Here is a 25,659-nt window from a genome sequence, read left to right as displayed (position 1 = left end):
ATTCTAAAATAGTTACAGGCTCATTACAGCTTCATTACAGCATCAATAAAAACGTCACCTCGTATTTCAAAGCTGTCATATTGATCCCAGCTTGCACATGCTGGAGATAATAGAATCACATCTCCTTCTGCCGACATCGGTGCCGCATAATGTACGGCATCCTCAACATTTTGAGCAATGACAGTTTGCTGTACACCACAAGACTTCGCAAATTCTACAAAGCGTAGACCTGTTTCTCCAAAGGCAACAACACCTTTTACATGGCTCATGCATGGGCGTAATTCTTCTAATGAATGTCCTCGATCTAAGCCACCTGCAAGTAAAATAACAGGTGCTTGGAATGCATCTAAAGCACTTTTTGTAGCTAAACAGTTTGTCGCTTTAGAGTCATTATAAATCTTGCGTCCGTTCCATTCGCGCACGAACTGAGTACGGTGACGAACTCCTCCAAACTTAGTTAAGACTTCTTCCATTTTGGCTTTGTCACAGCCAACTAAAATGCAAGCCGCTACAGCTGCTAAAATATTTTCTAAGTTATGCTTCCCAGGCAAGGCGATATTTGCTCGCTCTAGATATGGCTCACCTTGCCAGTAAATTGTTGTGTCATCCGCACTAATTCCTTCATCCATACGTCCCTGAGAACTAAATGGTACCTTTTTAGCATTGGATTTTGTTGCATAATCAACAACAATCGGCTGATCAGCATTATAGATAAAATAATCACTTTCATCTTGATTACGTGTAACAGCACATTTCGCCTCTGCATAATTGTCAAATGTTCCATGATAATCAAGATGCGCTTCATAAAGATTTGTTAAAATAGCGATTTTCGGCTTGAATGTTTTTATCCCCATCAATTGGAAAGAAGATAACTCCGTAACAATTACATTATCCTTCGTTGCTTCTCTTGCAACACCACATGCAACCGTCCCAATATTTCCTGCAATTAACGGTTCTGGGCTACCATTATTCAGCATGTCAAAAATTAATGTTGTCGTTGTTGTTTTACCATTTGACCCTGTAATACCAATAAACGGCGCTTCACTAATTAAATAAGCTAGCTCAATTTCTGTCCATACGGGGATTTCACGGCTTATGGCATCTGCTACTATCTTGTTGCTATAGGGGATTCCTGGATTTTTTACAACTAATTCAAAGCCCTCATCGAGTAAATCCTCAGGGTGACGCCCACAAATAACCGTAATTCCTTTTTGCAATAGGCCTTGTGCATCTGGGCTTTCGTCAAATGGTTTTGAATCATTGACCGTCACAAAGGCGCCAAGCTCATGTAAAATCTCAGCTGCAGCCACACCACTTTTAGCTAAACCTAAAACAAGGACTTTTTTATGTTGTAAATCTGTATAGTTTCTCATATGAACGCCTCCGATAAGACTGCAATCAATGCTACTGCTAAAGCAGTTGACCAAAAGACAAGTACTACCTTCCATTCTGACCAACCTGATAATTCAAAATGATGATGAATAGGACTCATTTTAAAAATACGTTTTTTACGAAGTTTAAAGCTACCTACCTGTAAAATAACGGATAATGTTTCAATAACAAACACCAGTCCAATTAATAACAATAAAAATTCTGTTTTTACTAAAACAGATACCATCGCTAAAGCTCCACCTAATGCTAACGAACCCGTATCTCCCATAAATACCTTTGCAGGATTCGCATTAAAAAGTAAAAATCCTAATAATGCACCTGTCACCGCAAATGTAAATAAGGCGATATCAGCTTGATCTTGGAATAGAGCTATAACACCAAATGCTGCAAAGGCAATGGATGCAGTACCTGCCACAAGCCCATCTAATCCATCTGTTAAATTCACTGCATTTGAGAAGCCAACTAACCAGAAAATTAAAAAGGCAACATAGAAAATACCAAGATCGATCGTCCAATCTGTAAATGGTATAGCAAGTGTTGTATCAAACGATCCTACATGTAGTAAGAAATAGGCCAAGATCGCAATGACAATTTGACCAATCAGCTTTTGAAGGGATGTTAGTCCTAAATTACGTTTAAAAACAACCTTTAAGCTATCATCTAATAAGCCGATTAACCCAAACCCTACTAATACTAATAACAGTACGACGGTTTGTGTTGTAAACAAATCTAAAAAGCTACCTACACCAACCGTAGTAAGGATAATGGCAATTAAGAAAATAATGCCGCCCATTGTTGGTGTACCAGCCTTTTTCATATGCGATTTTGGTCCTTCTTCACGAATGCTCTGACCAAACTTTAGTCGGCGAAGAAGTGGAATACTAATTGGTGCCAGGATAACTGTTACTATAAAAGCAAGAGCTAAAATGGTAAGCGTTGTTGCGAGTTTCATTGAAAAATCTCCTTTAAATCTTGTTTCACTTTCTTCTTCAAGAAAAAAGCACAAACTTTCATTTATTTATTACTACCCTTCATAATAATAGTGGTTCTTTCCCATTTTTTAAAGGTAAAGTTATATTAGTTCTCTAAATATAAATGAATGGTGCCATCTTGTTTGATAACACTATCCACTTCAGGCAGCTGATTGCCAATTTTAGTCCCTTCTCCATGCCATTCAATACGGAATGGATAATGTTGCTTGGCAATATCGTCCTTCGTTTGACCAATAAAACTTGGTACCTTCACAGTGATTGGGTCACCCCAACGATAATCCTTTTCAAGCTGTTCCTTCGATTTTTCAATGCCAACAAAAGGTGCTACATCTTCTATAATTTGACCAACGATTGGAGCAGCTACTACACCGCCAAACTGCGTTGTCTTTTTCGGATTATCTACTGCAACATAAACGACAATTTGCGGATTATCCGCAGGTGCGAAGCCAATAAACGATACGATATATTCGCCACTTTTATAACGACCATCCTCTACCTTTTGCGCTGTACCGGTTTTGCCACCAATACGTAATCCATCTCGGTAGGCTTGTCGTCCTGATCCCTTCGCTACAACAGATTCCAATGCACCTCGAACCTTCGCTGACGTCTCCTCACGAATAACCTGATTTTTAACTTCCGGTTTAGTCTCTTCTATAACTTCCCCAGTGTTCGGATTAAAAACCTTCTTCACAACATATGGCGTATAAAGCTTGCCTCCATTTACGGCTGCAGCTACTGCTTGCACTTGTTGAATGGGTGTAACGGATACCCCCTGGCCAAATGAAGTTGTTGCCTGCTCAACAGGCCCAAAGGCTTCCTTTGAAAATAAAATCCCTGAAGATTCGCCGGCGATGTTAGACCCTGTTTTTTGTCCAAAACCAAAATCTTTAACATATTGTAGTAGTCTTTCATTTCCTAGTCGCTGACCTAATTCAATAAAACCTGGGTTACAAGAGTTCTCTACAACTTCTAGGAAGGTCTCATGTCCATGACCGTCACGCTTCCAACAGCGCAATCTAGCTCCTGCAACCATCGAATAGCCTGGATCATAAAAAGTATCCTTCTCTAAATCTACTAAATTTTCTTCTAGTGCTGCACTGAGCGTTATAATTTTGAACGTTGACCCCGGTTCATATGTCATCCAAACCGGTAAATTCCGATTGTAGATAACAGGTTCAACCATTTGGTATTCTGCTGGATGAAAGGTAGGATATGAGGCTAATGCTAAAATCTCGCCATTGTTTGGATTCATGGCAATCGCCATTGCTTGGTCAGCTTCATAACGCTCCATTGCCTGTGACAATTCACGCTCGACGACCTGTTGTACATCTACATCTATCGTTAGCTCGATCGTTGCGCCATCTTCACCGGACTTCCAAGCGCTCGCTACATTCTGCAAATTATTCCCTTTCGCATCTGTAAAGAGCCGTATTGCCGAAGAATTAGCCTGTAGCAGCTTTTCGTATTCATATTCAATTCCTGCTAAACCTTGTGTATCATAGCCTGTGAAACCTAAAAAACGGGATAGCAGAGTACCATATGGATAATCCCTTGAATAATCGACGCCACTATATAATCCGTCAATCTGCATCCCCTGTAATTCCACTGCTTTTTCATAGGGAATATTTTTCCCTTCAGGTGCCAGCTTTACTAAGTATTCTTTTTTCTTCATTTTTTCCAGAAGCTTTTGTTCATCTACCCCCAGAACTTGGGCAATTTTTGCTGCTGCTCCTTCAATGTCCTTACTTTGAGAAGGCATAAAATATAAAGTTGGCGCAAGCTTATTTGTGACAATATTTTTTCCATCACGGTCTGTAATATGCCCTCGCTCATTGGCAAATGGAATTTCTCGGTCCCAATTCTCTTCGGCTTTCTTTGTCAATTCTTTTTGATCCAGTACCTGCAAGAAAAAAATTCTAATGACAATGGCAGCTGCTACAAACATAAACAATACATATAAAATTCTCAATCGCTTTTTGGAATGGATAGAAATCCACTTCATTCGACATCACACCTTGTTTTTTACAACGTATGAAATAAAGTGGACTTCTATTCAGTGTCTATTCATTATCTATCTGTTCAATTTCATCCTCGGATGGTGCTTCAACATCTTTATTAAAGCTTTCAGAAGGAGTTTTCAACTTCACGACAATCGGTGAACTATCTGAAATTACGGTACCTGCCGATACGCTCTGACTAGCTACAAAGCCCTCTCCAACGACTTCAATTTCTAAATTTGCCATTGACTTAAAGACTAGTACATTACGCAATGACCAATCGGTGAAGTTTGGTAGTGTTACATCACCTTCTGTCTTTAAAAACACAATATTACCATTTACAAGTTTTTGAGGACCTTTTGGATACTGGTCAATAATTTTACCACCACCACCTACAATAACTGGCTGTAGGCCATCATTTGCAAGCTCTACTTGAATAGCCTCAGCACTTTGACCTGTGTAATCTTGTATTGTTGCGTTGTCAACGTGCTGTACATCTTCAGGATTAACGTTTAAGTACTTTAAACTATTTAACATTACTGGGTTAAATACTTTTGAAACTGGTACAGAACCGAGTTCACCCTTTAACTTTGGCCTTTTTACTGAGACATACATAATGAGCTGAGGGTTATCTACAGGGGCCATCCCTAAGAAAGAATAAAGGAATTCATTTGATCCCCATGAATATCTACCATTTCCTAGTGGGATTTGGGCAGTACCTGTTTTCCCTGCAACTTCATATTCATCAAGGATAAAGTCCTCTGCCGTACCATACTCGGCCGTTAAAGTAGAGGCAAGTATTTCTTTTACTTGCTTCGCTGTGTCAGCTGAAATTGGTTGTCCTTTTTCAACCGGCTCATGATTTTGAATAGTTTTTTCTGTCGAGGAATCAACAATTCGATCAATAACGTAAGGTTGCATCATTTTTCCATCATTCGCAATCGCCGTCATCGCTTGAATTAACTGAATCGGTGTTACTGTAGAACCTTGACCGAACGTTGTTGTCACTCGTTCTACTGGATATTTCGATAAAAGTGTACCCGACGCTTCATTCGGTAAATCAATGCCTGTTTTCTTACCAAATCCAAATCGATCTAAATAATCAAAAAATACATCGTTACCAATTTTCTTTAAAAGGTGAGCCATTGAAGTATTGGATGAACGTTGGAAGCCTTCTAAATAAGGAATCATACCCCAACCAATCCCATTATTATGGTCTCTAATAGGCTCGCCAAAAACCCGGTATGTTCCTGACGGATATCTTTCATTTGGATCCCAAACCCCAGTATCAATAGCTGAAGCGAGCGTGAACGTTTTCATCGTCGAGCCTGGTTCTATGGTCTCTTCAATAGCCTCGTTCAGCCACTTCATATTGTCGCCTTCACGTGTATCAGGATTAAACGTAGGTCGCTGTGACATCGCTAGAATTTTCCCTGTTTTCGGATCTGCTACAACAGCTGTCATCGATTCAGAGTTGTATTCCTGTTCCACCTGTGTCATTGCTTCCTCTAAAAAGCTTTGTATCGTTTTATCAAGTGTTAAATAAATATCTTCACCATTCTTCGCAGGTGTTATCATTTTCTCACTATTTGGCAATAGATAGCTGAAGGCATCTGTTTCGTATTCAACCTTACCGTCTTTTCCAGTTAGCTCTTTGTTGTAGGTGTATTCAAGGCCCATTTTACCTTTAGTCGTGAACGTTCCATCTTTATTTTCCTCTTTTAATGCGAAGCCAACTAAGTGCGAGGCAAAAATACCATTTGGATAATAACGTTTCAAATCATTTACAAATAAAACCCCTGGTAATTTCTCCGCTTTGATTTTACTCATAGTCTCATGACTTATTCCACGGCCCGCACTTCCAAATTCAACTTGATAAGGCTTTTCGCCATCATTATTTAACCTAGTAAGCTGTTTATAGATTTTTTCTTCGTCCATAGGAATATTATCTGCTAATATTTTTGCAGTTTTTTCTGCATCTACAACATGTCGAGGTTTTTTTGCATCCGTCGTGGCCTTGTCATTAACGATTGCGATTAATCGATAACTAAGTGTGTCCTCAGCAATGACTTGACCATTTGTATCATAAATTTTCCCACGATTTGCCGTTATTGCACTTTCCTTACTATATTTCGCAGCTGCCCTAGCCGCAAGCTCTTGTCCTTCCACTTCACCTGTTGCCTGTAACGTAACCATTCTTGTGAACAATAGAAAAAAGAGCCCTCCATAAAAAATTAATAATAGAAAGGCTCCCCATTGGAATCGAAATCTCTTTTTTTTCATTCTCCCGGCACTACCTTTACATTTTTCTCATTTTGAGTTAAACCGAGTTCTTTAGCTTTTTTCCATATGTTTTCGTATGTAGAAAGTTCACTTACACGAACTGTCAAGTCAACATTCTGTTTGGTAATCTCTTCTGCTTCAGCTTCGATTTTTTGAATGTCCATGCTTGTCGTTTGAATTGCTGCTTGCTTATTTAAAACTAGCACTGATAATACAGCAATAATGCCAACGAGAACAATTAGCATTGTCTTTTCAAACTTCTGGTTCGTTTTTTTACGACGTATGATAGTGGGTTGTGGACTAGGAGGTGTTATTGGTTGTTGCACTTGTTGTTGGTGCTGCCTTACACGAACTGCTGCCATTTACTCACGCCCTTTGTCGTTAATTTTCTCTACCACTCTAAGCTTTGCTGAACGAGAACGATTGTTTACAGCTAATTCTTCATCAGTAGGAACGATCGGCTTTCTCGTGATAAGCTTTAAAGTTGGCTTCATGTAATCAGGAATTACTGGTAAATTTGGTGGTAATTCCGGTAATGATGACGCTTCCTTAAAAATAGTCTTGCATAGGCGGTCCTCCAATGAATGGAACGTAATGACACTAATGCGTCCACCTACGTTTATCATATCAATCGCATCGACTAATGAATCCTCTGCCGCGCCTAGCTCATCGTTAACAGCAATTCGTATTGCTTGGAATATGCGCTTCGCAGGATGTCCACCTTTACGGCGAGCCGCTGCTGGGATACCCTCTTTAATAAGCTCTACAAGTTGACCGGTTGTTTCAATCGGCGCCACCTTACGTGCCTCTTCGATTTTACGAGCAACTTGCTTTGAAAATTTTTCCTCTCCATAACGGAAAAATATACGCACTAAATCTCCATATGCCCATTCATTCACAACGTGAAATGCCGTAAGTGTTGCCGTTTGATCCATGCGCATATCTAGAGGCGCATCATGGTGATAACTAAAGCCTCTTTCTGGTGTATCTAGCTGTGGGGAAGAAACACCTAAATCATATAAAATACCATCAACTTGCTCGATACCAATAGCTAATAACTCTTCTTTTAAATAGCGGAAATTTGAATGGACAAATGTCACGCGCTCAATATATGGCGCCAATCGAATTTTCGCATTGTTAATAGCAGTCATATCTTGATCAAAGCAAATCAAACGGCCTTTTTCAGATAATTGTTGTACTAAATATTCACTGTGTCCTGCCCCACCTAACGTACAGTCCACATACACACCATCAGGATCGATGTTCAACCCATCAACTGTTTCTTTTAATAGCACGGTTGTATGATCGAACATACACTCGCTCCCTTCAGGCCTTAACTTCATACAGCTGACACTTAAGTGTCTAAAAAAGTTAAAAATCAAAGCCAATCATATTTTCTGCAATTTCATTAAAGGATTGTTCAGACTCACTAAAGTAAGCCTCCCAAGCATCTTTCGCCCATATTTCAATCCGATTCGAAACCCCTAACACTACACATTCTTTCGCAAGATGTGCATGCTGCATTAGAGTTGAAGGAATATTAATGCGCCCCTGCTTGTCTATCTCTACTTCCGTTGCCCCAGAAAAGAAAAACCTTGCAAATGCACGTGTATCTTTTTTGGTCATCGGTAAGCCCTTTAATTTTTCTTCGAGTTTTCGCCATTCATCCATAGGATAGCCAAATAAACAATTATCAAGTCCGCGTGTCACAACAAACGTTTCACCTAAGGCTTCACGAAATTTTGCGGGCACGATTAATCGTCCTTTCGCATCAACAGAGTGTTGATATTCTCCCATGAACATGCTATTCACCCCACTTTATTAAATAATGTACCACATCCCACCACTTTCCTCCACTTTTTTTAAAAAAAACTTGACATTTTAACACTGAATGTGCGATTTGACCTTTAACAAATTATTGGTTCTATGCTAAATGACACAAAAAAAGAGCTACCCTTAGTAGGATAACTCTCTATTTACTATTTATATTGACAATGTTCATCAAAATAACATTGTATCAAACTGTTACTTAGGCATTAAGTTACAATCATTGGAAATTATTGGGCATATTGATTAACCATTATTATCCATCATAATTAGAAGGCTCTGATTTCCGCTACAGGGACCTCGCTTTCCCGCAGGAAGCTTTGCTCTGCGACGAAAGCGAAGCGACAGGAGCACTCGAGTAGCCCTACGCTACAATCAGTTAAAATGGGAACACATTAGCAAAATAGCAACAAAAAAAATCCTTTTATCACTCAATAATAAACCTATATTTCCCTAATCAACAAGCATTGAAAATTATAAATAAATTAAATAGTGGTGATTGCTAATGCTATAATTTTGTTTCAACATTTCAGTAATTAACATAGGTCCAAACTCATTAAAATATTGATAAGGATTATAAGTTCTTTCCTGGAATCCTTCATTTGGATATAGCTCATTTTGAAGCGTCATAAATTTTCGGATAGTCGTTTCATGCTTGTTAAGTACAGTTTGTTCAACCTTTTGCTGTAAATACTCAAATTGCTTTAGATGATTCTCTTTATTTTTCACAAGTATTTTATCTAGTAATAGATGTTGCTCTTCTAAATAAGTTTGAAGTGCAGCATACTTTTCTAAAAGCTCTTGTTGCATCGTCTGAATTTGACGCTTCACTTCAGTATCTTGTACTTCAGCAATAAACTGTTCCTTAAGCTGTAACGCTTTCCCATCCCAAACATCAGCAACATTTAAATGATGTTCACGTAATAGTTGTTCTACATGACGTGTGACAATCGTGATATGAAGACGTGGAGCAAAAATTGGCATCTGTAAACCTAACACAGAGAATGCATCTTTCAACGTTGCCCAGTACGCAAGCTCTCCCGGTCCACCAACAAACGCTAGCACGGGTAATGTCATTTCTTGCATTAACGGACGCGTCACAACGTTATTACTTAACTGTTCAGGATGTTTTTCAGCAATTTCTAAAAACTCTTCATGAGATAGCTTGATATTTGCAGCTAGATTGACAAATTGTTGGTTTTTTCTTTCTAAAAGATGACGCTCCCCATCTACTACATAGAATAGATTGGCCGCTTCGTTTGTTGCCAAAATAGGTTTACCATAACCTGCACGTTCAAGCTCTGCTTCCCTCTCCGTTACTACTTTTGCAATTTCTTCATTAGAATGAATGATACGGGTAAAACTTTCGCTCTCATATTGACGGAATTTAAAGTCAGCTGCATCAATCATCAATAAACCTTCATCTTTAAATAATTGGTTCATAAGTCGAGCAAAGAAGTCCGTAAATGTTTCACTCTTATTAAGAGTATCCACTAGCTGTTTAATAAGCATTTCAGTGAATTCTGTTTCACCAATATCCTTCACAATTGTATTCATTAAATGCGTCATTGATTCTTTGTTTAAACTTGTTACAGAAGCCATCGTTTTACGTCTTGAACGTTCACTGTAAGCACGTTTTTTTATATCCGCACCATGTACTGTATACGTATGGTTAATTTCCTCTAAATCATGATCCTCTCCAGCTATCCAAAAAACAGGAACAACCGGTCTCTGAAGCTTTACACTTTGCTCTTTCGCTAATGCAATGACTGAAATCGCCTTATGCACCGAGTAAAGAGGGCCTGTTAAGATACCCGCTTGTTGCCCCCCGACAACCGTAACAGCTCCTTGCTCTAGTTGCTGTAAATGTTCATTCGCTTTCTTCGATATACCAAGTGGCTCCATAAATTGGCGGATGATGGCTGTTAATTCCTTTTGATCATGCGCATGCTGTTCTAAATATTGCGCCCGTTTTTCAAAAGATGTATCGTTATATTCATATTCAAAAAACTCATGGATGGCAGTATTTGACGACCAATAATCTGCTAGCAAACGATTTTTTATGGGTACTTGGATTGACTCCAGTTTCATTTAACACAAACTCCTCTACTCACTAAATCATTCTCTTACTCTTAATAAGCGCATTTGAAATAAAATAAATCCCTTTAATACTTACTATGCGATTTCCCCTTAGAAAGTTTATTTAAAACGACAATTTCCAACAAATATTTCGAAAAACCGTAATAAGATTTTCGTTAGACTCTCAATTCGTTGACAATCGCTTGTGTAAATTGGGATTTTATAGCTCATCTCCATAACAGGGGTTGATTTTCGTTCCGACCGGGCGCTTTCTTAAGGGCGTCCGACGTCCCACTTCAATCAACTAGAATACATGGCATACGTTTTAATAAATGCCATCCCCATTATTTGGTAATGAACCAATTTTATTTAATATTTTTTGCACATATAGAGTTACTACTAAAAAAACAATTTTTAATGCTATTATTTTAACGCTTATGGCTTCAACATGAAAAGAAAATGCTTAGACAGCCTGTAAATATTCTATTACGGATTGAACAACACCTACTATACAAATAACAATATACGCCGTACTTAGTACTAAAAATTGAAAGCGCCAAATTTTCCTAAGCAGCGGTTTCACTTCAATTTCTTTTTTTGTTCGCCAATCAATATATGTAAAAATTATTGCCATCATTATCGCCAACGTTACTAATAGCGCGCTAACATTGACGTTCCATAGTACACCTATTGCTAGTGGTACCGAAAAAAACAAACATAACGTCGTGACGTCCGATGCTGCTCCAAAAGCATGAGTGCCTCGAAATTTAACCTTTCGACCAATTAAATAGACAATCACAAAAAGGAGGATTGGACAAAAAATAATAATACTTATAACAATATGTAAAAAATCTTTCAACGTCTTTCACCGCTCTCCTCTATCGCAAGTACTTGGTGATATAAAGTACGTAAAGTAGGCAAATTGTGACCACTTGCTAGAGCTTTTTCTAGTATTACCCCAACAATTGTGTCAATTTCACTTTTTCTCCCTTGCATCCGATCCGCTAACATAGATGATGTATTACTTGCCGTTTTTTCACATAAGTTTATCACCTTAAAAAAAGGTATAGTTTGTTCTATGCCTTTAAATGCATCCGTTAACTCTTGATAGATGGTTTGCATTAATAAAAATGCTTGCTTATTCGTTACTAGCTCTCCGTTCTTCACTTGCAATATAGCCGTTAACGGATTAATCAAGCAATTGAATACAGCTTTCTCAAATAGCATTTGTTCCGCATTAGCAACCAATTCAATTGGATATAAAGAATTTCTTAGTTGCAACAACTTATTAAATACATCACTATCCCCTCGCTCTATCGCGATTTTACAAGGACCTATACCTCTATGTTGTACAGTTGACTGATCTATCATTTGAGCACCAAATGACACAGAACAAAAGGCTATATTTTTTTGTGGCAAACGTAGTGCTTCCTCAAAATGTGCTAAACCATTTTGCATAAACAGCAACGGCACTGTACTTGATAATGAAGACAATTGTTCATAAAGCTCTTGTAATTGTACATATTTCACCGCAATCACAATTAAATCTTGCTGTGGTAGCTCCTCTAATTTCGTAGTTGAAGCAACTTTTTGAACAGTTTTTGTTCCATCAACATTCACTCGTGTTAAGTTCTTTGCATTAAGTTCTTTAACTTGTCCAAGTCTTCTTGCAACCAACGTTACAGATACACCAGACTCAGCTAAAAAACTTGCCGTTAACTGACCTACAGCCCCAGCACCAATAACCGCTATATTCACAACACTCCACACCTCCCACATTTACAAATGGGCGATCTAAAATGAAATAACGCCCTTCTAAACAGTCTTATCACAAATATATCGCATACTTAAAGTGATCCATTTTGTCCCTCTCTATAGAAGGAGGTGCCTTAGAACTTTTTCTAAGGCACCTCCTATGCAGGTTCTTTTATTATACAGGATTAGCTGAGTGTTTACGATAATATATAAAGTGAAACTTTAATCAGTGGGGGTTTAATAAATAATTGTATAAACACTTAGCGTGGGATTATGTTTTCGTTTAAGTTTACAGTTTTTCTAAGTAACTTCTTTACAGAACTTTTAACTTTCAATGGCTTCCTCATTTTAATCTTTCATTAAAGAATATCCTTGCTGCAACCATTTCACTAGTTTTTCATGCTCATTTTGTAACTCACGGTGCCTAATTTCAAGATTTTGATAGGCCTCTGTTAATTCATCAAAACTTGTCAACGCCAATTTCAAATGGCTTCGCATAGATTGTTGCGGTTGATTTCGCACAGCTAGTAGTGACTGACTATATTGACCACGTAATGTTTTATTCCAACGGAAACCACATGCTTGTTTTGTACGACCAAGTTCAACAGCAGCCATTTCAAAAGCTTCTAGCTGCGTTTTGCCATTTTGCACATTATGCAACACAATTTCTGCTAATCTTTCATCGTCTTCCTTCGTCCATTGATCTTTTCTTTTTTTCAATTCCATAATCTATCACCCTCGCATTTTTTACTACTATATGCATGTGCGAGCAAAATAGAATCATCGAATTAAAAAAGGCAGCGATTATGTTTTGCTATAATCACTGCCATTATACATTATTTATTGTTCTTCTTTGTCAGAAAATTAGTAACTGCCTCATGGTGAGCTTCACTTTCCCACAATTTTGCACATGTACGAACTTCCTCCATAACACGCTCATACATATTACGCTCACGCCACTTGCGAAGCTCAATTTCTTTATAAGCCTTATGCACAGAAGGATGAATTTTACGCATATGTTCGATAAAATCATTCAAAGCCTCTTCTTTTGAGCCTTCAAAAACGCGCATTGCCCAACCAATCTCATATAGTAATTCTGCTGGATAAGGCTTTGCATCGACTAGCATCTTCATCGCGCGATCATGACGTAATCCTCGTTCGAATAAGTATGTACCGCCACCCCAGCCGCTCGTAATTGCTAATGTCCCCTGTATAAAACCACACTTCGCGTGACTAGCCACTAGACGGAAATCGCAAGCTGTTGCAATCTCACAGCCTCCACCAACCGCTGTTCCATTAATTAATGCAATCGTTGGCACAGGTAATGTTGCAAGGTCGTATAATATTTTGCCCATCTTACTTAACATCCCGAACGCCTCATCCTCAGTTTCAAGCGAATGGAATTCAGATAAATCGCCACCTGAGCAAAATGATTTATCCCCTGCACCTGTCACGACTAAAAAACGTACATCATCATGATTTTGAATATATGTAATTACTTCTCGAAGGCCATCCATAACTTCATCATTGACAGCGTTCCTCTTCTCTTCTCGATTAATTGTAAACGTCATGATACCATCTTTGTTATCAATTACATAAGCCACACTATTTCCCCCTTTGTCCCATTGGATAAATTGTATCATACAATTATTATAGTACTATATATCTTTTTGTTATTAACGAAAAATTCTGTCTCTTCAAACCAACAAAAAGGCTAGTAAAGAGCCATGGTCTCTCTACTAGCCTTTTAAGTGAGCAAACACTGTATTATTTGCTTACTACTTCTTTACCTTTGTATTGTCCGCAAGCTTTGCAAACACGGTGTGATAATTTTGCTTCACCACAGTTTGGGCAAGCTACCATACCAGGTACAGATAGTTTGAAATGCGTACGACGCTTTCTTTTTGCAGTTTTAGAAGTTCTTCTAAATGGTACAGCCATTGATGGCACCTCCTTACAGATCGTCTATTCGTCTGTTTGATCAAAATACTTAGCTAAATTAGCTAGTCTTGGATCCACTTTTTGTGTGTCAGCTTTTTTGTGTAGTTCAACGTCTTCATCTGTTGCGTAAGACCAGTTTTTACCACCTTGCACTTGTCCTTCGGTATTCTCCTTGAACACTTGCAAAGGTATTTCAAGAAGCACTAACTCCTCGATAACCGGCTTCATGTCGATTACTTCACCATCAAGATAGTGAATTTCTCCGTCATCTTCCCCTCGTTTTTCCTCGTCAATCCAGCTGAAAACTTCAACTGTCTCAACTTCGATAGGAAACTCAACATCTTCCCACGTGCGTGCACATGGTAGTGTTAACGTCGCTGTCACGGTTAGCTGACATGTCATTTGCGATGCACCGAAAGTACATAGCCCTTTTACATGAATGGGCGAAATTGCTCGAATATCCTGGTTTCGCTCCATCACCTCGTCCAATTGGACATAGGCATCGATTGGCATCCCGTTTTGGCGGTATTTAGATAATTGATGAATTGACCATTTCATTCGTTTAATCACCTCGAGACAACAATGTTGATTATATAATGTGTAAAAATAGATGTCAAGATAATTTCTTGTCACCTCAATAAAACCCACCTATAATTATATACTACGGTAAGTGTATTTGCTCCAAACAGTTCTAATAAGCAACAGGCTCTGAAATTACTTAGAACGAGAAGCAAATGATAATGATAAAGGGGGCTTAATTAATGCAAGCAGTCGGAATAGTAGTTGAATACAATCCTTTTCACAATGGACATGCCTATCATTTGGAACAGGCAAAAAAAGTAGCACAAGCGGATATTGTCATCGCTGTCATGAGTGGTAATTTTTTGCAGCGTGGTGAACCAGCCATGGTCGATAAATGGACACGCACAAAAATGGCTCTGGCAGGTGGTGTTGATATTGTCATCGAGCTACCCTATGTCTATAGTACCGCGCCTGCAACTGATTTCGCAAAAGGTGCGATTTCCTTACTGTCTGCAATTGGCTGCGATTCTTTTGCCTTTGGAAGCGAAGACGGTGCCATTCAACCCTTTATGAATACGTTCCAGCTTATTAACAATCATCGCACTGAATATGACGCTTTTATTAAAAAAAGCCTTAAAACGGGAGCAAGCTATCCTAAAAGTCTACATTATGCCTATGAACAGCTTTCTCAAAAGTTTCCTGCTACATACATTGATTTGGCACAACCAAACAATATACTTGGTTTTCATTATATTGAGGCTGCCATGATGCTAGATAGTAACATTAAGCCATTAACTATCCCTCGCATTGCAGCAGGTTACCACGACGCTTTACAAGAAGGTGCATCAATTGCTAGTGCCACAGGAATACGCAAGGCTCTAGCAGCAACCAGTGCTCTACAAAGTGTGCAAGACGTTCTCCCTAAAGCATCGTTTGATTATTTAGCTGATTGGTATGAAAAATACGGTAAATTCGCAAGTTGGGAAACATTTTGGCCTTTCTTACAGTTTACACTTATTCGGCATACACCTAATGAACTTACTCGCTACGCTGAAGTAACAGAAGGAATTGAGCATGCTCTTATTAAAGCAGCGAAAACAAGTCTTTCATTCAGCAGCTTTATGGAGAAAATTAAATCAAAACGCTATACGTGGACACGACTTCAGCGTATGCTCACACATATTTATACTGGATTTACAAAGGAACAGTTACAAAGCTTTGATGCCCCATCCAATATACGTTTACTTGGTATGAGTAAGAATGGACAAGCCTATTTAGGAATGCATAAAAAAGACATACCTTTACCTTTAATCAGTCGGGTTGCAGCTATGGATGATACTATGCTTGCTGTAGATATTCATGCAGCAGAGGTTTACAATTTAAGTATAGAACATGGAACAAAAGAGCAAAGTCTTCCTAAAGATTATCAAACACCACCGATTCGTTTTTAAGTAACGAAAAAGGATGCTAGAAATTCTTCTAGCATCCTTTTATGCTGTTAGAAAACAATTACGTCAGTAAAATCACATTATAGCTCTTGTGCAAAGCGAGAGGCTGATTCACATGATATACGTTTTAACAAAATGACATCCAACTTTTTAGTTTTATCGGAACACTTTCAGGAATTATCGACAAACTTTTGAATTTTATCGACTAACTTTCACGTTTTATCACCCAACTTTTAATTTTTATCGACATCCACCTTCCAAAGAGAAAAAAGGATTCATACACAAAACTATGTGTGAATCCTTTTTACTTTTTATGTCGCCCAGTCGGAATGGAAAGCAACTCCACGTTACGGTAATAAAACTTTATTTTGGCTGTAATTGTTTTAAATATTCGATTGCATCATCAACAGTTTTAACTGGAACTATTTTCATTTTTGTACCAATTTCTTTAGCAGTCCTTACTGCAGTATCATAATTAGATTCCAGCTCAGGATATTTCGCTTTCATTTCTGGAGTAATTTCATCATCTGGCGCAAAAAAGATTTCCATATCATCTCGATCCGCAGCAATGATTTTATAATCTATTCCACCAATTCTTCCAACAGAGCCATCAGCCAGCATTTCCCCTGTACCTGCAACAGCATAACCTTTTGTTAAATCTTCTTCGAGTAGTTGATCTAAAATTTCTAATGTAAACATCAGGCCAGCAGATGGACCTCCAATATCCTCTGTCTTCATAGTCACATTTGGATTTGTTTCAATAGATTTACTTTCAGTATACGAAATACCTAAACCAGCTCTTTTCTCTTCTGACTCAGGAATTTCCTTTAACGTTATCGTTACTTCTTGTTCTTTTTTATTACGTATAAATTTAATGGTCGCCTTGTCCCCAAGTTGCTTTGGTTTCAAAAGATCTACAAGCATTTGTTGGTTACTAATTTTTTGTCCATCAACTTCAATAATTTCATCGCCAGCTTTTAGTAGATTATCTGAAGCACCACCATCTAGGACATTTAATACAAAAACACCATTGAAAAGAATTTTTGTTTGAAGGCCAGCTTTTTGAAAAGCTATATATTTTGCATTAAATTGTGAATCAGACATTAATTTATACTGTCGAACATTGTATTCCTCTTCATCCTCCATTGGATTTCGAACTTGAGTAATATCCATTAGTTTTTGATATTTTTGTGTTTTCGCCCACAGATACGAAAAAGGCGTTGCTTGCTGCATAGCCACTGTCATTAAACTCATGGATCCTTTATCGTCAGTATGGTTATTTTCAACGTTAACAAATTTACTGACATCATAAGCACTTCCAGGCTTCATAATATAAGCGTCTAGTCGGTATAACATTAAAAAACAAATAACGACTAATAACACTGAATAAATACTAATTTTTTTCTTCATTGAAAAACACCTCCTAGGACGCTCGCAAAACCATACGTTCATGTTTTTGCCTTTTTTACATATATTGATTTTAGCATTTGCCTATGTGAATGACAAAAAGTTGAAATGAGATGATAACATGTACGCGACAATTCAAATAGCGATTTGCATAGTTCTTATTCTATTACTCTTGTTATTCCCACAAACAGCTCATCATGGTACTGATTTAGGTTTGAACCTTTTTATGGATGCGCTATTCCCATATTTATTACCTTATCTTATTTTAACGCAATGGCTTCTCCGTTTAACTGCTCCTATGCGAACGAAAACAAAAAGAGCTTCTTTATACGTACAAGCCTATATTATTAGCGCACTCGGGGGATATCCGTCTGGAGCAACAACAATTGTTTACTTAAAAAACAGTGGTCAACTACATCCAAAAGAGGCAAATTTTTTATTAGCCGTATGTCATGCACCAAGTCCACTTTTTGTGCTAGGTTTTGTAAGCCTTGATTTATTACAAAGTAGTACGTTCGGATGGATGTTTTTATGTTTACTACATAGTTTTAATATTTGTTGTTTAATTACTGGCTATTTTTTATTCCGTAAAATTGATCCTCCTAGCATTTCCATACACAATACACCTTTAAATACTGCACCATTTTCAGAAAGCATAAAAGAAACAGCACCAACAATACTATTAGTTGGAACTACAATAATTTTTTTCACTACCATCCAGACGATTGTACAGCAAGGCTTAGATTCACTGATACCTAAACTTCCATATGCGGCTGAGCTTTCCATAGCCGCAATTCTTGAAGTTACAAATGGTCTTAAAATGACCGTCTCGGCCTTCCCTAACCTTTCGTATTTACCATTACTAGTTGTTATGTTGTTAACTATGCAAAGTATAAGCATTCACTTACAAATTTTTGTTATTGCGAAATCAGCCAAGCTATCCGTTCGACCATATATAAAATTCCGCCTACTTAGCATAATCATTGTGCCTACTATTTATGCTCTTTTTTTCTTAAAATAAAAAATCGTTCTTATCTTTATCTTTAGAGTAAAAATGAAGCTCATCGTTATAAGAAGTAGGCGACTTTGGATTTCAGGAATGAGTGAAGACTGGACGACTCTTAGAAGATTGGTGTCCTTGATGAGACCGAGGAGTAGGCGGTAGAGGGAAATCAACCATTTTGCTTATTCCTTTAACCTTTCTCAATTGTAAAAGCAAATCAGCAGAAAAATATTATGATAATTCCTCAGGTGTGTTGATTAACCATTTTTTATCCATCCTAATTAATTAGAAGGCTCTGATTTCCGCCACGGGCTACTCGCTTTCCTGCGGGAGTCGAGTAGCCCTACGCTACAATCAGTTAAAATGGACATATATTAGCAAAATAGCAACAAAAAAATCCTTTTATCACTCAATAATAAACCTATATTTTCCTAATCAGCACGCTTGATATTTCCTAAATTTATTTTTATCAAATAAAATAAGGATGCCTTAAAATTAAGACATCCTCTTTGTAGTTTATTTTGTAAAATCATACTTTTCTTTTAAAGCTGCTACAACACAAGTAGGAACAAGCTCACTGACATCACTACCATATTTCGCAACCTCTTTGACAATGCTTGAACTTAAGAATGAGTATTGATTTTTTGTCATAATGAAAAACGTTTCAATAGTTTCATCAAGAAAACGGTTCATCGAAGTAATTTGCATTTCGTATTCGAAATCCGAAACAGCACGCAAACCACGGACAATCGCCTTTGCCTTTTTTTCCTTAGCATAGTCTATTAGCAGTCCAGATGAGCTTTCAATACGTACATTGGGCAAGGTTTTAGTTACCTCAGCCATTAAAGCCATACGCTCTTCTACTGAAAATAATGGCTGCTTTGATGAATTATTTAAAACAGCAACATAAACTGTGTCAAACACATCTGCCGCACGTTTAATAATATCTAAATGGCCAAATGTCACCGGATCAAAACTTCCTGGAACTACAGCAATTTTCTCTGACAACTTATTCTCCCTCTTCCTCTGTGCAACGATCAATTTCGCCTTGGCGTAATGGTAGCTCTTGCTTCGCTACAGCAAACATGTGTTGATGACGCTTCGTTTACACTCCGCTTTCGCACAAATAAACTGAAATAATCGTTCCACCATATGTTTCTTGTCTTTTTAATACAAAGTCCCCAAATCTTTGTGGTAATTCTACTTCTTTTGCATGCTCACATAAAATGATGCCATCATGTTGAATTTTATCATTGTCGACAAGGATCTGTACTAAGTCATAATATTCTTTGTGATGGTATGGTGGATCTAAAAATACTAATTTAAATGTAATATCACGTTTTAATAACGCTTTCACAGCACGCTTCGCATCTATGCGAAATAGCTCAGAACAATCCTCGTAACGACATTTTTTTATGTTTTCCTGTAGCACTTGGAATGCCTTTGCATCCTTTTCAATAAAAACGGCTTGCTCTGCCCCTCTACTTAAAGATTCGATGCCTAAGCCACCGCTTCCTGCAAATAAATCGAGCGCTATGCCTCCATCAAAGAATGGACCAATAATATTAAAAATGGATTCCTTTACTTTATCTGTTGTAGGCCTCGTCGTGTTCCCTGTAATCGCCTTTAACGGCATCCCTTTACGTTCTCCTGCTACAACTCTCATCTTCGCAAATCACCGTACTTTCTTATTCCATATAAAAGTATTTTTGCAGCGAAAGATGAACCTCCGCTGCAAAAATTTATTCTTGTGTTAAGACCTGGATACGATCATCACTTTTTTGTAATTCTACTAAAAATAATCGTTGTAGCCAAGCTTCTTCAACGTAATAATGATTGGCAATTTTAACAATCGGTTCTGAAATAGTAGAATATCTACGTTGATTAAATACATAAAATCCAGGTTCTTTTGGGAATCGGAAGGTGCGATTATCACTATTTATATAATATCCATTTTCACCTTCACCTGCAGTATAGCCTAGATATGGCAATAATGTATCAGCAGTATATAATACTTGTCCTTCAAAGAGAATTACTTGAATATCTTCTTTCAAAACATCATTGACATAAACACTTCGATCATCCTCAAATAATAGTGGATATGTGCCATTTTCTTGGTCCGCATTCAGCTTAAAATAAGACGTTTTTGCATCTAACACCACGGATAAAAGCTCGTCCATTGTTGCAGGAGAAATTGGCTCTTCCCCAAGCTTATTTAGAGCTTCCTGCCATGCCGACTCTTGATTAGCCGTCATATATTCTTTTAATGTCTTCACGATTTCCTTTGTTTTAGCAGAACCAATCGTATCCTTCACTAAATAAGATGCCACAACTTCCGGCAACCATGTTGGTGAATCTTCAAACTTATATTGTGACTTTATTTGTGACAATATAACTTCTTTCTCCACAGCTTGTTCAGTTAATTCTGGCAAAAATAAAAGTCGATCATCATGCTCTTTCACTGGATTCTTTTCTTGAATAATAGCAATATGTTGATCATTCAAAAATTGTAAATTTTCCAATGAAGTTAAGAAATCCTTGGAAATAGCTTCCGGGGCATAAATAGATAACACAGGGGTTTGCTCTTGTACCTTAAGATTACCCGTTTGCCAATAAATATCACGAACTGTACCATATCCACTAAACATTGTATAGTTAACAAGTGAAAGTTGTTGCTGACCTACTAATGGCAAGCCAGTTATCCACTGACCAACAATTTTACTATCAGTTGAAATATGTACAACAGAATAAGATGTTTCACCATTCGTTAATGTGGCGAAAACATTTTGGATGAGCATTTTTTCTTTTAAGCCACCCTCAATTGGAATTATGTATGAAACAGATTGCGATTTAGTCTCTCCTTTTTTAAAGTATGAGACTTCTTCTGATAAGCGATCACAGCTTTTTTCGTTTTCGATAAAGCAACTAGGATTTACAGCATTTTCTGGCCACTTTATTTTCACCTTTTGGTTGGGTAAATTTTTAAAATGTTGGCGAATATCCAAGCTATTTTCCCGATAGACAATTTCTATCTCTTGCGAATAATGGAATTCGCCATTTCCTGTCTCTAAGTCAGACGAATAAGCATGGTACTGGAAAAATATTGTTCCAGTAATAATTAGTGCTAGTATGGAAAAAAAACTCATTGCAAATTTCATGTGCTTGACCTCCCGCAGCATGATACTATGTGTATTGGAAAGGATGTGCAATTTTTATGCCACAACAATTTATAGAATTAGGTGAGGGCTATGGTGATGTTTATGAGCTACTTGAAATCGTGAGAACCAATCAAGATCGCTTCCACCAAGCCTTTATACTAACATCCACTAAAGAAGAAAAAAAGGTTACCTCTTTAGCAGTCGCTTTAAAACCAGTTGGTGAAAGTAAATTCATGCCGATTTATATTTGTCGAGAAGGCATCCCTTATAATGAAGAGCAGCCTTCACAGCGACAAAAAATGTTTGAAGAAAGTATTAAACGACTAGATAGAAAAGCGGTTGTTGTAGAAATAAAGCACTCTTCTATATTTTCGGAATCAAAACTATTTTATCAATACTTAATTGGAATAATGAGACTTCATCACTACGTTCCGGCGTTGATATAATACTATAGACCTGCTTTATAGTCATATTCTTTCGCTTTATCTGGTTTTGCATTTTCATACTCTGTTTTAACAAATGGACGATAAGACTTTACAACGTCTTTCACGAATGGAAGGCGTTGTAGTTTTGTTGTCATTGATTCAATTTCCTCTTGCTCGCAATAAATCACTACATATTTTTGCCTTCGAGAAATATAAAGAACATGACCATATTTTCGAAGAGACTTCGCATGTTTTAATTGATGGACGTAAACGATTAGTCCTTGTCGTTCGTTCATATCGTATTCCCCTCATTTCTTACATAAAAGAATACCATAGACCGGAAAATGATAGCAACAGAGTTTAGCTGACAGAACGCTCATTTTTCCGTTATAATGGAAAAGCATACAACGTTGATTAAGAGTTTTACATTCACTTATGTAAGTTAATAGAGCTCTAGTTTAAGTTAGAAATTTCTCTGATTTTGTTTGCTCACTGAAAATGAAAAGTGAATTCACTAGTACTTTTTATATCATTTTAATTGTTAAGGAGGACGAACATGGGTAAGAAAACAAAAATTGCGCTCGCAATCGCAGCGGCAAGTGCAGCTGCTTGGGCAGGTAGTAAAGCTATTTCTAAACCTCAACAACGAGAAGGTAAACAAGCATTACAATTTGATCACCCAATCATTCTCGCACATCGTGGCGGTGCTCACTTAGCACCAGAACATACAATGCCTGCTTTTAAAAAAGCCGCACAGTTTGGTGTTGACGGCTTTGAAATAGACATTCGCTTAACCAAAGATGAGGAAATTATCGTTTTCCATGATGATACTGTTGATCGTACGACAGATGGCTATGGTCTTGTTGCAGACATGACTTTAGCAGAAATAAATGCTTTAAACCACGGCTATCAATTTGAAGATTTAGATGGGGAAGTTCCTTATCGAAATGAAAAAATTGACGTTGTCACATTACGGGAACTACTAGAAACTTATCCAAATATGTTGGTGAATATTGATATTAAAGACGCACCAGATACTTATGAGGGAAGTTTAATGCCTTCTAAACTATGGCGTTTAATTGAAGAGCTTGGTGCAGAGAATCGAGTAGTTGTCACAAGCTTTTACGGTGAACAGATCGATCGCTTTAATCTATATGCGCAAAACCAAGTAGCACTCGGTGCAGGTGAATCAGATGTTCGTAAAGCATTCGCTTCTTTCTCAAGCCAATTCGGACATTTATATCATCCAAAGGTAGATGTATTCCAGATACCACCTAAATCAGGAGTAATTACACTGGATTCTCCGAAGTTTATTCAGTTTTTAAGCAACTTAAACATCCCTGTACACTATTGGACAATTAATGATGTGGCAACAATGAATAGATTAATTCACAACGGTGCAAAAGGTATTGTTACAGATCGACCTGATATTGCTGTAGAGCTACTACAAAAATAAGAAACAAAGGAATGGAGGCTCCCCTTCATTTTATAATGGTTGACACATTGATTGGTAAGGGCCTCTTCTAACAGCCCTTACCTTTTATTATTATATTTTATCAAGTGTGTTGATTAACCATTTTTATCCATCCTAATTAAATTAGAAGGCTCTGATATCCGCTACGGGCCACTCGCTTTCCTGCGGGCGAGCGACGAGCCGCTTCCTCCGCTGCGCTCCGTGTTCGCCTTGGCGTAATTACGTCTGGAGGCTTTAACTTTATTGTAAATGATGTAATACCGCATCTGTTACATCACGTAATGTCGCTGTTCCTCCCAAATCGGCTGTTTTAATACCTTTCGCTAATGTTGCTTCCATCGCATTCAGCACTTTTGTTCCAAGCTCATGATAACCTAAGAAGTCAAGCATCATTTTACCTGTCCAAATTTGTCCAAACGGATTTGCTATCCCTTGTCCTGCAATATCAGGAGCAGAGCCATGGACTGGTTCAAACATGGATGGATATTGTCGTTCTATATTTAAATTTGCAGCCGGAGCAATTCCAATACTCCCCATAATTGCGCCACCTAAATCAGTTAAAATATCCCCAAATAAATTTGATGCAACAATTACATCGAAGTTTTCTGGCTTCATCACTAAAAAAGCAGCTAAAGCATCAATATGATTAGATACTTGTCCTATGTTCTCGTAATCTTTACCTACTTTAGCAAATACTTCATCCCAAAAAGGCATACTGTAGGTAATTCCATTAGATTTTGTGGCACTTGTCACATGCCCGCGTCGAGTTTTCGCCATTTCAAATGCATATCGCATTGCACGTTCCGTACCCTTCCTTGTGAAAATAGCATTTTGGATAGCAACCTCATCCTGTCCACTATGTATTCTGCCACCGCTCTCCGCATACTCTCCCTCTGAGTTTTCACGTACAACAACAAAATCAAAGCCATTTGGGTTACGTAAAGGGGAAGGCAAACCTTGAAGTAGCTTTGCTGGACGCACATTAATAGATTGCTTCATCTCACGGCGGATTTTAATAAGTAGCCCCCATAATGAAATGTGATCTGGTACTAAATCTGGCATACCTACAGCACCTAAAAAGATTTGATCGTACCCTTTCAAAATTTCAATACCATTATCAGGCATCATTTTACCGGTCTCTAAATAATAATCACAGCCCCATGGGAATGTTGTCCATTCAAATTGAAAGCTGCCATCTAATTGGGCGGCTTTATTCAGAACTTCTATCGCCGCTGGTACAACCTCTTTACCAATTCCATCTCCTGGTATAACGGCAATTCGATAAGTATTCATCTGTTAATCCTCCTTTAATTTCTATATTGCTTATTCAATTACTATACAATTTTCCCGTCATTATTACACCCCGAAGTCGCAATAGCATTGTCATAAAAAAAGACTGTATACAAACTCATAATTCATCGAGTTTGTATACAGTCTAAGAAGAAATATTACCTTGTTTATGCAGAGCAAGAGCAAGAACCGCCTGAGCCACATCCTCCACCACATGAAGAACCTGATGCAAAGAACGGATTACTTACAGGAACTTTCACTGCTTCTGATACAGTTTTTCCTATAAGTAGGCTTATTTCGTCAAGTAAATCTTGAAAATCGTTTTCAGCAATCTTTAAGGCCGAAACCTTTTCATTTAAATCGAGTGCGCGCTTTTGCTGACGAATCGATTTCATAATTGTATGATAATCCGGATGATATTTTCCGAAACGTTGTACATCTTCGTACTGCTCTTTCATGCGATTAAATGCGTGAATAGCTTCAACTAATTGGACGTCGCCATAAACAGCATCATACGCTTGTTGCAGCGTTTTCGCAGGTTCAGAGGAAAGAATCATCTCACAAAGCGCATCGGCCTCATCCAAAATGATTCCCCAGTCAGAGGTCATCATCATTTTTAATTCCCCCAATCTCTTTCCCATCATAACAGATTTTGTGGTAATTTTA

General features: G+C 37.8%; 25 protein-coding genes. 4 read left to right on the top strand and 21 right to left on the bottom strand.

All coding sequences use genetic code 11. The features are described 5' to 3' along the window. Window positions 1–23 precede the first annotated feature (23 nt). From murD to FJQ98_RS05475, 14 genes are all read right to left on the bottom strand, one after another. Window positions 24–1,373 carry a UDP-N-acetylmuramoyl-L-alanine--D-glutamate ligase gene (murD, locus tag FJQ98_RS05540; RefSeq protein ID WP_053594642.1) on the bottom strand — a complete coding sequence of 450 codons (1,350 nt, stop codon included), beginning with the start codon at window positions 1,371–1,373 and terminating at the stop codon, window positions 24–26. Next, entirely contained in the window at window positions 1,370–2,344 is a 975-nt protein-coding gene (gene mraY, locus FJQ98_RS05535) for a phospho-N-acetylmuramoyl-pentapeptide-transferase (RefSeq protein ID WP_053594643.1), read from the bottom strand. Before mraY ends, murD begins: the two co-directional genes overlap by 4 nt. A 125-nt stretch (window positions 2,345–2,469) precedes the next feature. After that, window positions 2,470–4,386 (bottom strand): stage V sporulation protein D, encoded by a 1,917-nt coding sequence (locus tag FJQ98_RS05530; protein ID WP_053594644.1) that lies wholly within the window; start codon window positions 4,384–4,386, stop codon window positions 2,470–2,472. Between the two features lie 58 nt (window positions 4,387–4,444). Next, the gene (locus tag FJQ98_RS05525) at window positions 4,445–6,664 is read right to left on the bottom strand and encodes a penicillin-binding protein (protein ID WP_053594645.1); all 2,220 of its coding nucleotides are present in this window, start codon (window positions 6,662–6,664) and stop codon (window positions 4,445–4,447) included. Next, window positions 6,661–7,026: a cell division protein FtsL gene (gene ftsL, locus FJQ98_RS05520; protein ID WP_053594646.1), complete on the bottom strand. Its 366-nt coding sequence runs from the start codon at window positions 7,024–7,026 to the stop codon at window positions 6,661–6,663. Before ftsL ends, FJQ98_RS05525 begins: the two co-directional genes overlap by 4 nt. Further along, window positions 7,027–7,977 carry a 16S rRNA (cytosine(1402)-N(4))-methyltransferase RsmH gene (gene rsmH / locus FJQ98_RS05515; RefSeq protein ID WP_053594647.1) on the bottom strand — a complete coding sequence of 317 codons (951 nt, stop codon included), beginning with the start codon at window positions 7,975–7,977 and terminating at the stop codon, window positions 7,027–7,029. It lies immediately after the preceding gene. A gap of 58 nt (window positions 7,978–8,035) precedes the next feature. After that, window positions 8,036–8,467: a division/cell wall cluster transcriptional repressor MraZ gene (mraZ, locus tag FJQ98_RS05510; RefSeq protein WP_053594648.1), complete on the bottom strand. Its 432-nt coding sequence runs from the start codon at window positions 8,465–8,467 to the stop codon at window positions 8,036–8,038. Window positions 8,468–8,965: 498 nt separating this feature from the next. Next, a complete protein-coding gene (bshC, locus tag FJQ98_RS05505) occupies window positions 8,966–10,582 on the bottom strand; it encodes a bacillithiol biosynthesis cysteine-adding enzyme BshC (RefSeq protein ID WP_053594649.1) in 1,617 nt (538 codons plus the stop codon). 451 nt (window positions 10,583–11,033) lie between these two features. Continuing rightward, window positions 11,034–11,429: a DUF3397 domain-containing protein gene (locus FJQ98_RS05500; RefSeq protein ID WP_053594650.1), complete on the bottom strand. Its 396-nt coding sequence runs from the start codon at window positions 11,427–11,429 to the stop codon at window positions 11,034–11,036. Further along, window positions 11,426–12,328: a ketopantoate reductase family protein gene (locus FJQ98_RS05495; protein ID WP_053594651.1), complete on the bottom strand. Its 903-nt coding sequence runs from the start codon at window positions 12,326–12,328 to the stop codon at window positions 11,426–11,428. Before FJQ98_RS05495 ends, FJQ98_RS05500 begins: the two co-directional genes overlap by 4 nt. Before the next feature lie 345 nt (window positions 12,329–12,673). Continuing rightward, window positions 12,674–13,051 (bottom strand): transcriptional regulator, encoded by a 378-nt coding sequence (locus FJQ98_RS05490; RefSeq protein WP_053594652.1) that lies wholly within the window; start codon window positions 13,049–13,051, stop codon window positions 12,674–12,676. A gap of 110 nt (window positions 13,052–13,161) precedes the next feature. After that, window positions 13,162–13,929: an enoyl-CoA hydratase/isomerase family protein gene (locus FJQ98_RS05485; RefSeq protein ID WP_053594653.1), complete on the bottom strand. Its 768-nt coding sequence runs from the start codon at window positions 13,927–13,929 to the stop codon at window positions 13,162–13,164. Between the two features lie 163 nt (window positions 13,930–14,092). Next, window positions 14,093–14,266, bottom strand: coding sequence for a 50S ribosomal protein L32 (gene rpmF / locus FJQ98_RS05480; protein ID WP_010858320.1), 174 nt, complete (start codon window positions 14,264–14,266; stop codon window positions 14,093–14,095). 24 nt (window positions 14,267–14,290) lie between these two features. Further along, window positions 14,291–14,824: a YceD family protein gene (locus FJQ98_RS05475; protein ID WP_053594654.1), complete on the bottom strand. Its 534-nt coding sequence runs from the start codon at window positions 14,822–14,824 to the stop codon at window positions 14,291–14,293. A gap of 203 nt (window positions 14,825–15,027) precedes the next feature. Here FJQ98_RS05475 and FJQ98_RS05470 point away from each other — a divergent pair, with 203 nt between their 5' ends. After that, complete coding sequence (locus FJQ98_RS05470) at window positions 15,028–16,239, top strand: nucleotidyltransferase (RefSeq protein WP_053594655.1); 1,212 nt, start codon at window positions 15,028–15,030, stop codon at window positions 16,237–16,239. A gap of 360 nt (window positions 16,240–16,599) precedes the next feature. Here FJQ98_RS05470 and FJQ98_RS05465 read toward each other — a convergent pair whose 3' ends face one another. Continuing rightward, complete coding sequence (locus tag FJQ98_RS05465; RefSeq protein ID WP_053594656.1) at window positions 16,600–17,646, bottom strand: SepM family pheromone-processing serine protease; 1,047 nt, start codon at window positions 17,644–17,646, stop codon at window positions 16,600–16,602. 118 nt (window positions 17,647–17,764) lie between these two features. On the opposite strand from FJQ98_RS05465, the gene FJQ98_RS05460 reads away from it, so the two are divergent. Next, complete coding sequence (locus FJQ98_RS05460; RefSeq protein ID WP_241774558.1) at window positions 17,765–18,664, top strand: hypothetical protein; 900 nt, start codon at window positions 17,765–17,767, stop codon at window positions 18,662–18,664. Window positions 18,665–19,162: 498 nt separating this feature from the next. Here FJQ98_RS05460 and coaD read toward each other — a convergent pair whose 3' ends face one another. The 3 genes from coaD to FJQ98_RS05445 all read right to left on the bottom strand — a co-directional run bounded on the left by coaD (window position 19,163) and on the right by FJQ98_RS05445 (window position 21,804). Beyond that, complete coding sequence (coaD, locus tag FJQ98_RS05455) at window positions 19,163–19,654, bottom strand: pantetheine-phosphate adenylyltransferase (protein WP_053594657.1); 492 nt, start codon at window positions 19,652–19,654, stop codon at window positions 19,163–19,165. Window positions 19,655–19,751: 97 nt separating this feature from the next. Beyond that, window positions 19,752–20,312 carry a 16S rRNA (guanine(966)-N(2))-methyltransferase RsmD gene (gene rsmD / locus FJQ98_RS05450; RefSeq protein WP_053594658.1) on the bottom strand — a complete coding sequence of 187 codons (561 nt, stop codon included), beginning with the start codon at window positions 20,310–20,312 and terminating at the stop codon, window positions 19,752–19,754. Between the two features lie 76 nt (window positions 20,313–20,388). Next, window positions 20,389–21,804, bottom strand: a complete 1,416-nt coding sequence (locus FJQ98_RS05445) for a hypothetical protein (RefSeq protein WP_053594659.1) — start codon at window positions 21,802–21,804, stop codon at window positions 20,389–20,391. A 56-nt stretch (window positions 21,805–21,860) separates the two neighbouring features. On the opposite strand from FJQ98_RS05445, the gene FJQ98_RS05440 reads away from it, so the two are divergent. Continuing rightward, window positions 21,861–22,250, top strand: coding sequence for a DUF7147 family protein (locus FJQ98_RS05440; protein ID WP_053594660.1), 390 nt, complete (start codon window positions 21,861–21,863; stop codon window positions 22,248–22,250). Between the two features lie 2 nt (window positions 22,251–22,252). On the opposite strand, the gene FJQ98_RS05435 is transcribed toward FJQ98_RS05440, so the two are convergent. Continuing rightward, window positions 22,253–22,525 carry a YlbG family protein gene (locus FJQ98_RS05435; protein ID WP_053594661.1) on the bottom strand — a complete coding sequence of 91 codons (273 nt, stop codon included), beginning with the start codon at window positions 22,523–22,525 and terminating at the stop codon, window positions 22,253–22,255. A 260-nt stretch (window positions 22,526–22,785) separates the two neighbouring features. Here FJQ98_RS05435 and FJQ98_RS05430 point away from each other — a divergent pair, with 260 nt between their 5' ends. Continuing rightward, window positions 22,786–23,685 carry a glycerophosphodiester phosphodiesterase family protein gene (locus FJQ98_RS05430; RefSeq protein WP_053594662.1) on the top strand — a complete coding sequence of 300 codons (900 nt, stop codon included), beginning with the start codon at window positions 22,786–22,788 and terminating at the stop codon, window positions 23,683–23,685. A 258-nt stretch (window positions 23,686–23,943) separates the two neighbouring features. Here the strand turns inward: FJQ98_RS05430 and FJQ98_RS05425 are convergent, their stop codons facing one another. Next, window positions 23,944–24,996 (bottom strand): tartrate dehydrogenase, encoded by a 1,053-nt coding sequence (locus FJQ98_RS05425; RefSeq protein WP_053594663.1) that lies wholly within the window; start codon window positions 24,994–24,996, stop codon window positions 23,944–23,946. Between the two features lie 164 nt (window positions 24,997–25,160). Continuing rightward, window positions 25,161–25,607, bottom strand: a complete 447-nt coding sequence (locus FJQ98_RS05420) for a YlbF/YmcA family competence regulator (protein ID WP_053594664.1) — start codon at window positions 25,605–25,607, stop codon at window positions 25,161–25,163. Between the last annotated feature and the right edge of the window lie 52 nt (window positions 25,608–25,659).

This window comes from Lysinibacillus agricola (assembly GCF_016638705.1).
Classification (GTDB): domain Bacteria; phylum Bacillota; class Bacilli; order Bacillales_A; family Planococcaceae; genus Lysinibacillus; species Lysinibacillus agricola.
This window is presented reverse-complemented; position numbering and strand designations above follow the sequence as displayed.

What these genes read in the sequence shown, in the direction of transcription:
- murD (WP_053594642.1), bottom strand. Translation starts at nt 1,373, where the DNA reads ATGAGAAACTATACAGATTTACAACATAAAAAAGTCCTTGTTTTAGGT.
- mraY (WP_053594643.1), bottom strand. Translation starts at nt 2,344, where the DNA reads ATGAAACTCGCAACAACGCTTACCATTTTAGCTCTTGCTTTTATAGTA.
- FJQ98_RS05530 (WP_053594644.1), bottom strand. Translation starts at nt 4,386, where the DNA reads ATGAAGTGGATTTCTATCCATTCCAAAAAGCGATTGAGAATTTTATAT.
- FJQ98_RS05525 (WP_053594645.1), bottom strand. Translation starts at nt 6,664, where the DNA reads ATGAAAAAAAAGAGATTTCGATTCCAATGGGGAGCCTTTCTATTATTA.
- ftsL (WP_053594646.1), bottom strand. Translation starts at nt 7,026, where the DNA reads ATGGCAGCAGTTCGTGTAAGGCAGCACCAACAACAAGTGCAACAACCA.
- rsmH (WP_053594647.1), bottom strand. Translation starts at nt 7,977, where the DNA reads ATGTTCGATCATACAACCGTGCTATTAAAAGAAACAGTTGATGGGTTG.
- mraZ (WP_053594648.1), bottom strand. Translation starts at nt 8,467, where the DNA reads ATGTTCATGGGAGAATATCAACACTCTGTTGATGCGAAAGGACGATTA.
- bshC (WP_053594649.1), bottom strand. Translation starts at nt 10,582, where the DNA reads ATGAAACTGGAGTCAATCCAAGTACCCATAAAAAATCGTTTGCTAGCA.
- FJQ98_RS05490 (WP_053594652.1), bottom strand. Translation starts at nt 13,051, where the DNA reads ATGGAATTGAAAAAAAGAAAAGATCAATGGACGAAGGAAGACGATGAA.
- rpmF (WP_010858320.1), bottom strand. Translation starts at nt 14,266, where the DNA reads ATGGCTGTACCATTTAGAAGAACTTCTAAAACTGCAAAAAGAAAGCGT.
- FJQ98_RS05475 (WP_053594654.1), bottom strand. Translation starts at nt 14,824, where the DNA reads ATGAAATGGTCAATTCATCAATTATCTAAATACCGCCAAAACGGGATG.
- FJQ98_RS05470 (WP_053594655.1), top strand. Translation starts at nt 15,028, where the DNA reads ATGCAAGCAGTCGGAATAGTAGTTGAATACAATCCTTTTCACAATGGA.
- FJQ98_RS05465 (WP_053594656.1), bottom strand. Translation starts at nt 17,646, where the DNA reads ATGAAGAAAAAAATTAGTATTTATTCAGTGTTATTAGTCGTTATTTGT.
- FJQ98_RS05460 (WP_241774558.1), top strand. Translation starts at nt 17,765, where the DNA reads ATGTACGCGACAATTCAAATAGCGATTTGCATAGTTCTTATTCTATTA.
- rsmD (WP_053594658.1), bottom strand. Translation starts at nt 20,312, where the DNA reads ATGAGAGTTGTAGCAGGAGAACGTAAAGGGATGCCGTTAAAGGCGATT.
- FJQ98_RS05445 (WP_053594659.1), bottom strand. Translation starts at nt 21,804, where the DNA reads ATGAAATTTGCAATGAGTTTTTTTTCCATACTAGCACTAATTATTACT.
- FJQ98_RS05440 (WP_053594660.1), top strand. Translation starts at nt 21,861, where the DNA reads ATGCCACAACAATTTATAGAATTAGGTGAGGGCTATGGTGATGTTTAT.
- FJQ98_RS05435 (WP_053594661.1), bottom strand. Translation starts at nt 22,525, where the DNA reads ATGAACGAACGACAAGGACTAATCGTTTACGTCCATCAATTAAAACAT.
- FJQ98_RS05430 (WP_053594662.1), top strand. Translation starts at nt 22,786, where the DNA reads ATGGGTAAGAAAACAAAAATTGCGCTCGCAATCGCAGCGGCAAGTGCA.
- FJQ98_RS05425 (WP_053594663.1), bottom strand. Translation starts at nt 24,996, where the DNA reads ATGAATACTTATCGAATTGCCGTTATACCAGGAGATGGAATTGGTAAA.
- FJQ98_RS05420 (WP_053594664.1), bottom strand. Translation starts at nt 25,607, where the DNA reads ATGATGATGACCTCTGACTGGGGAATCATTTTGGATGAGGCCGATGCG.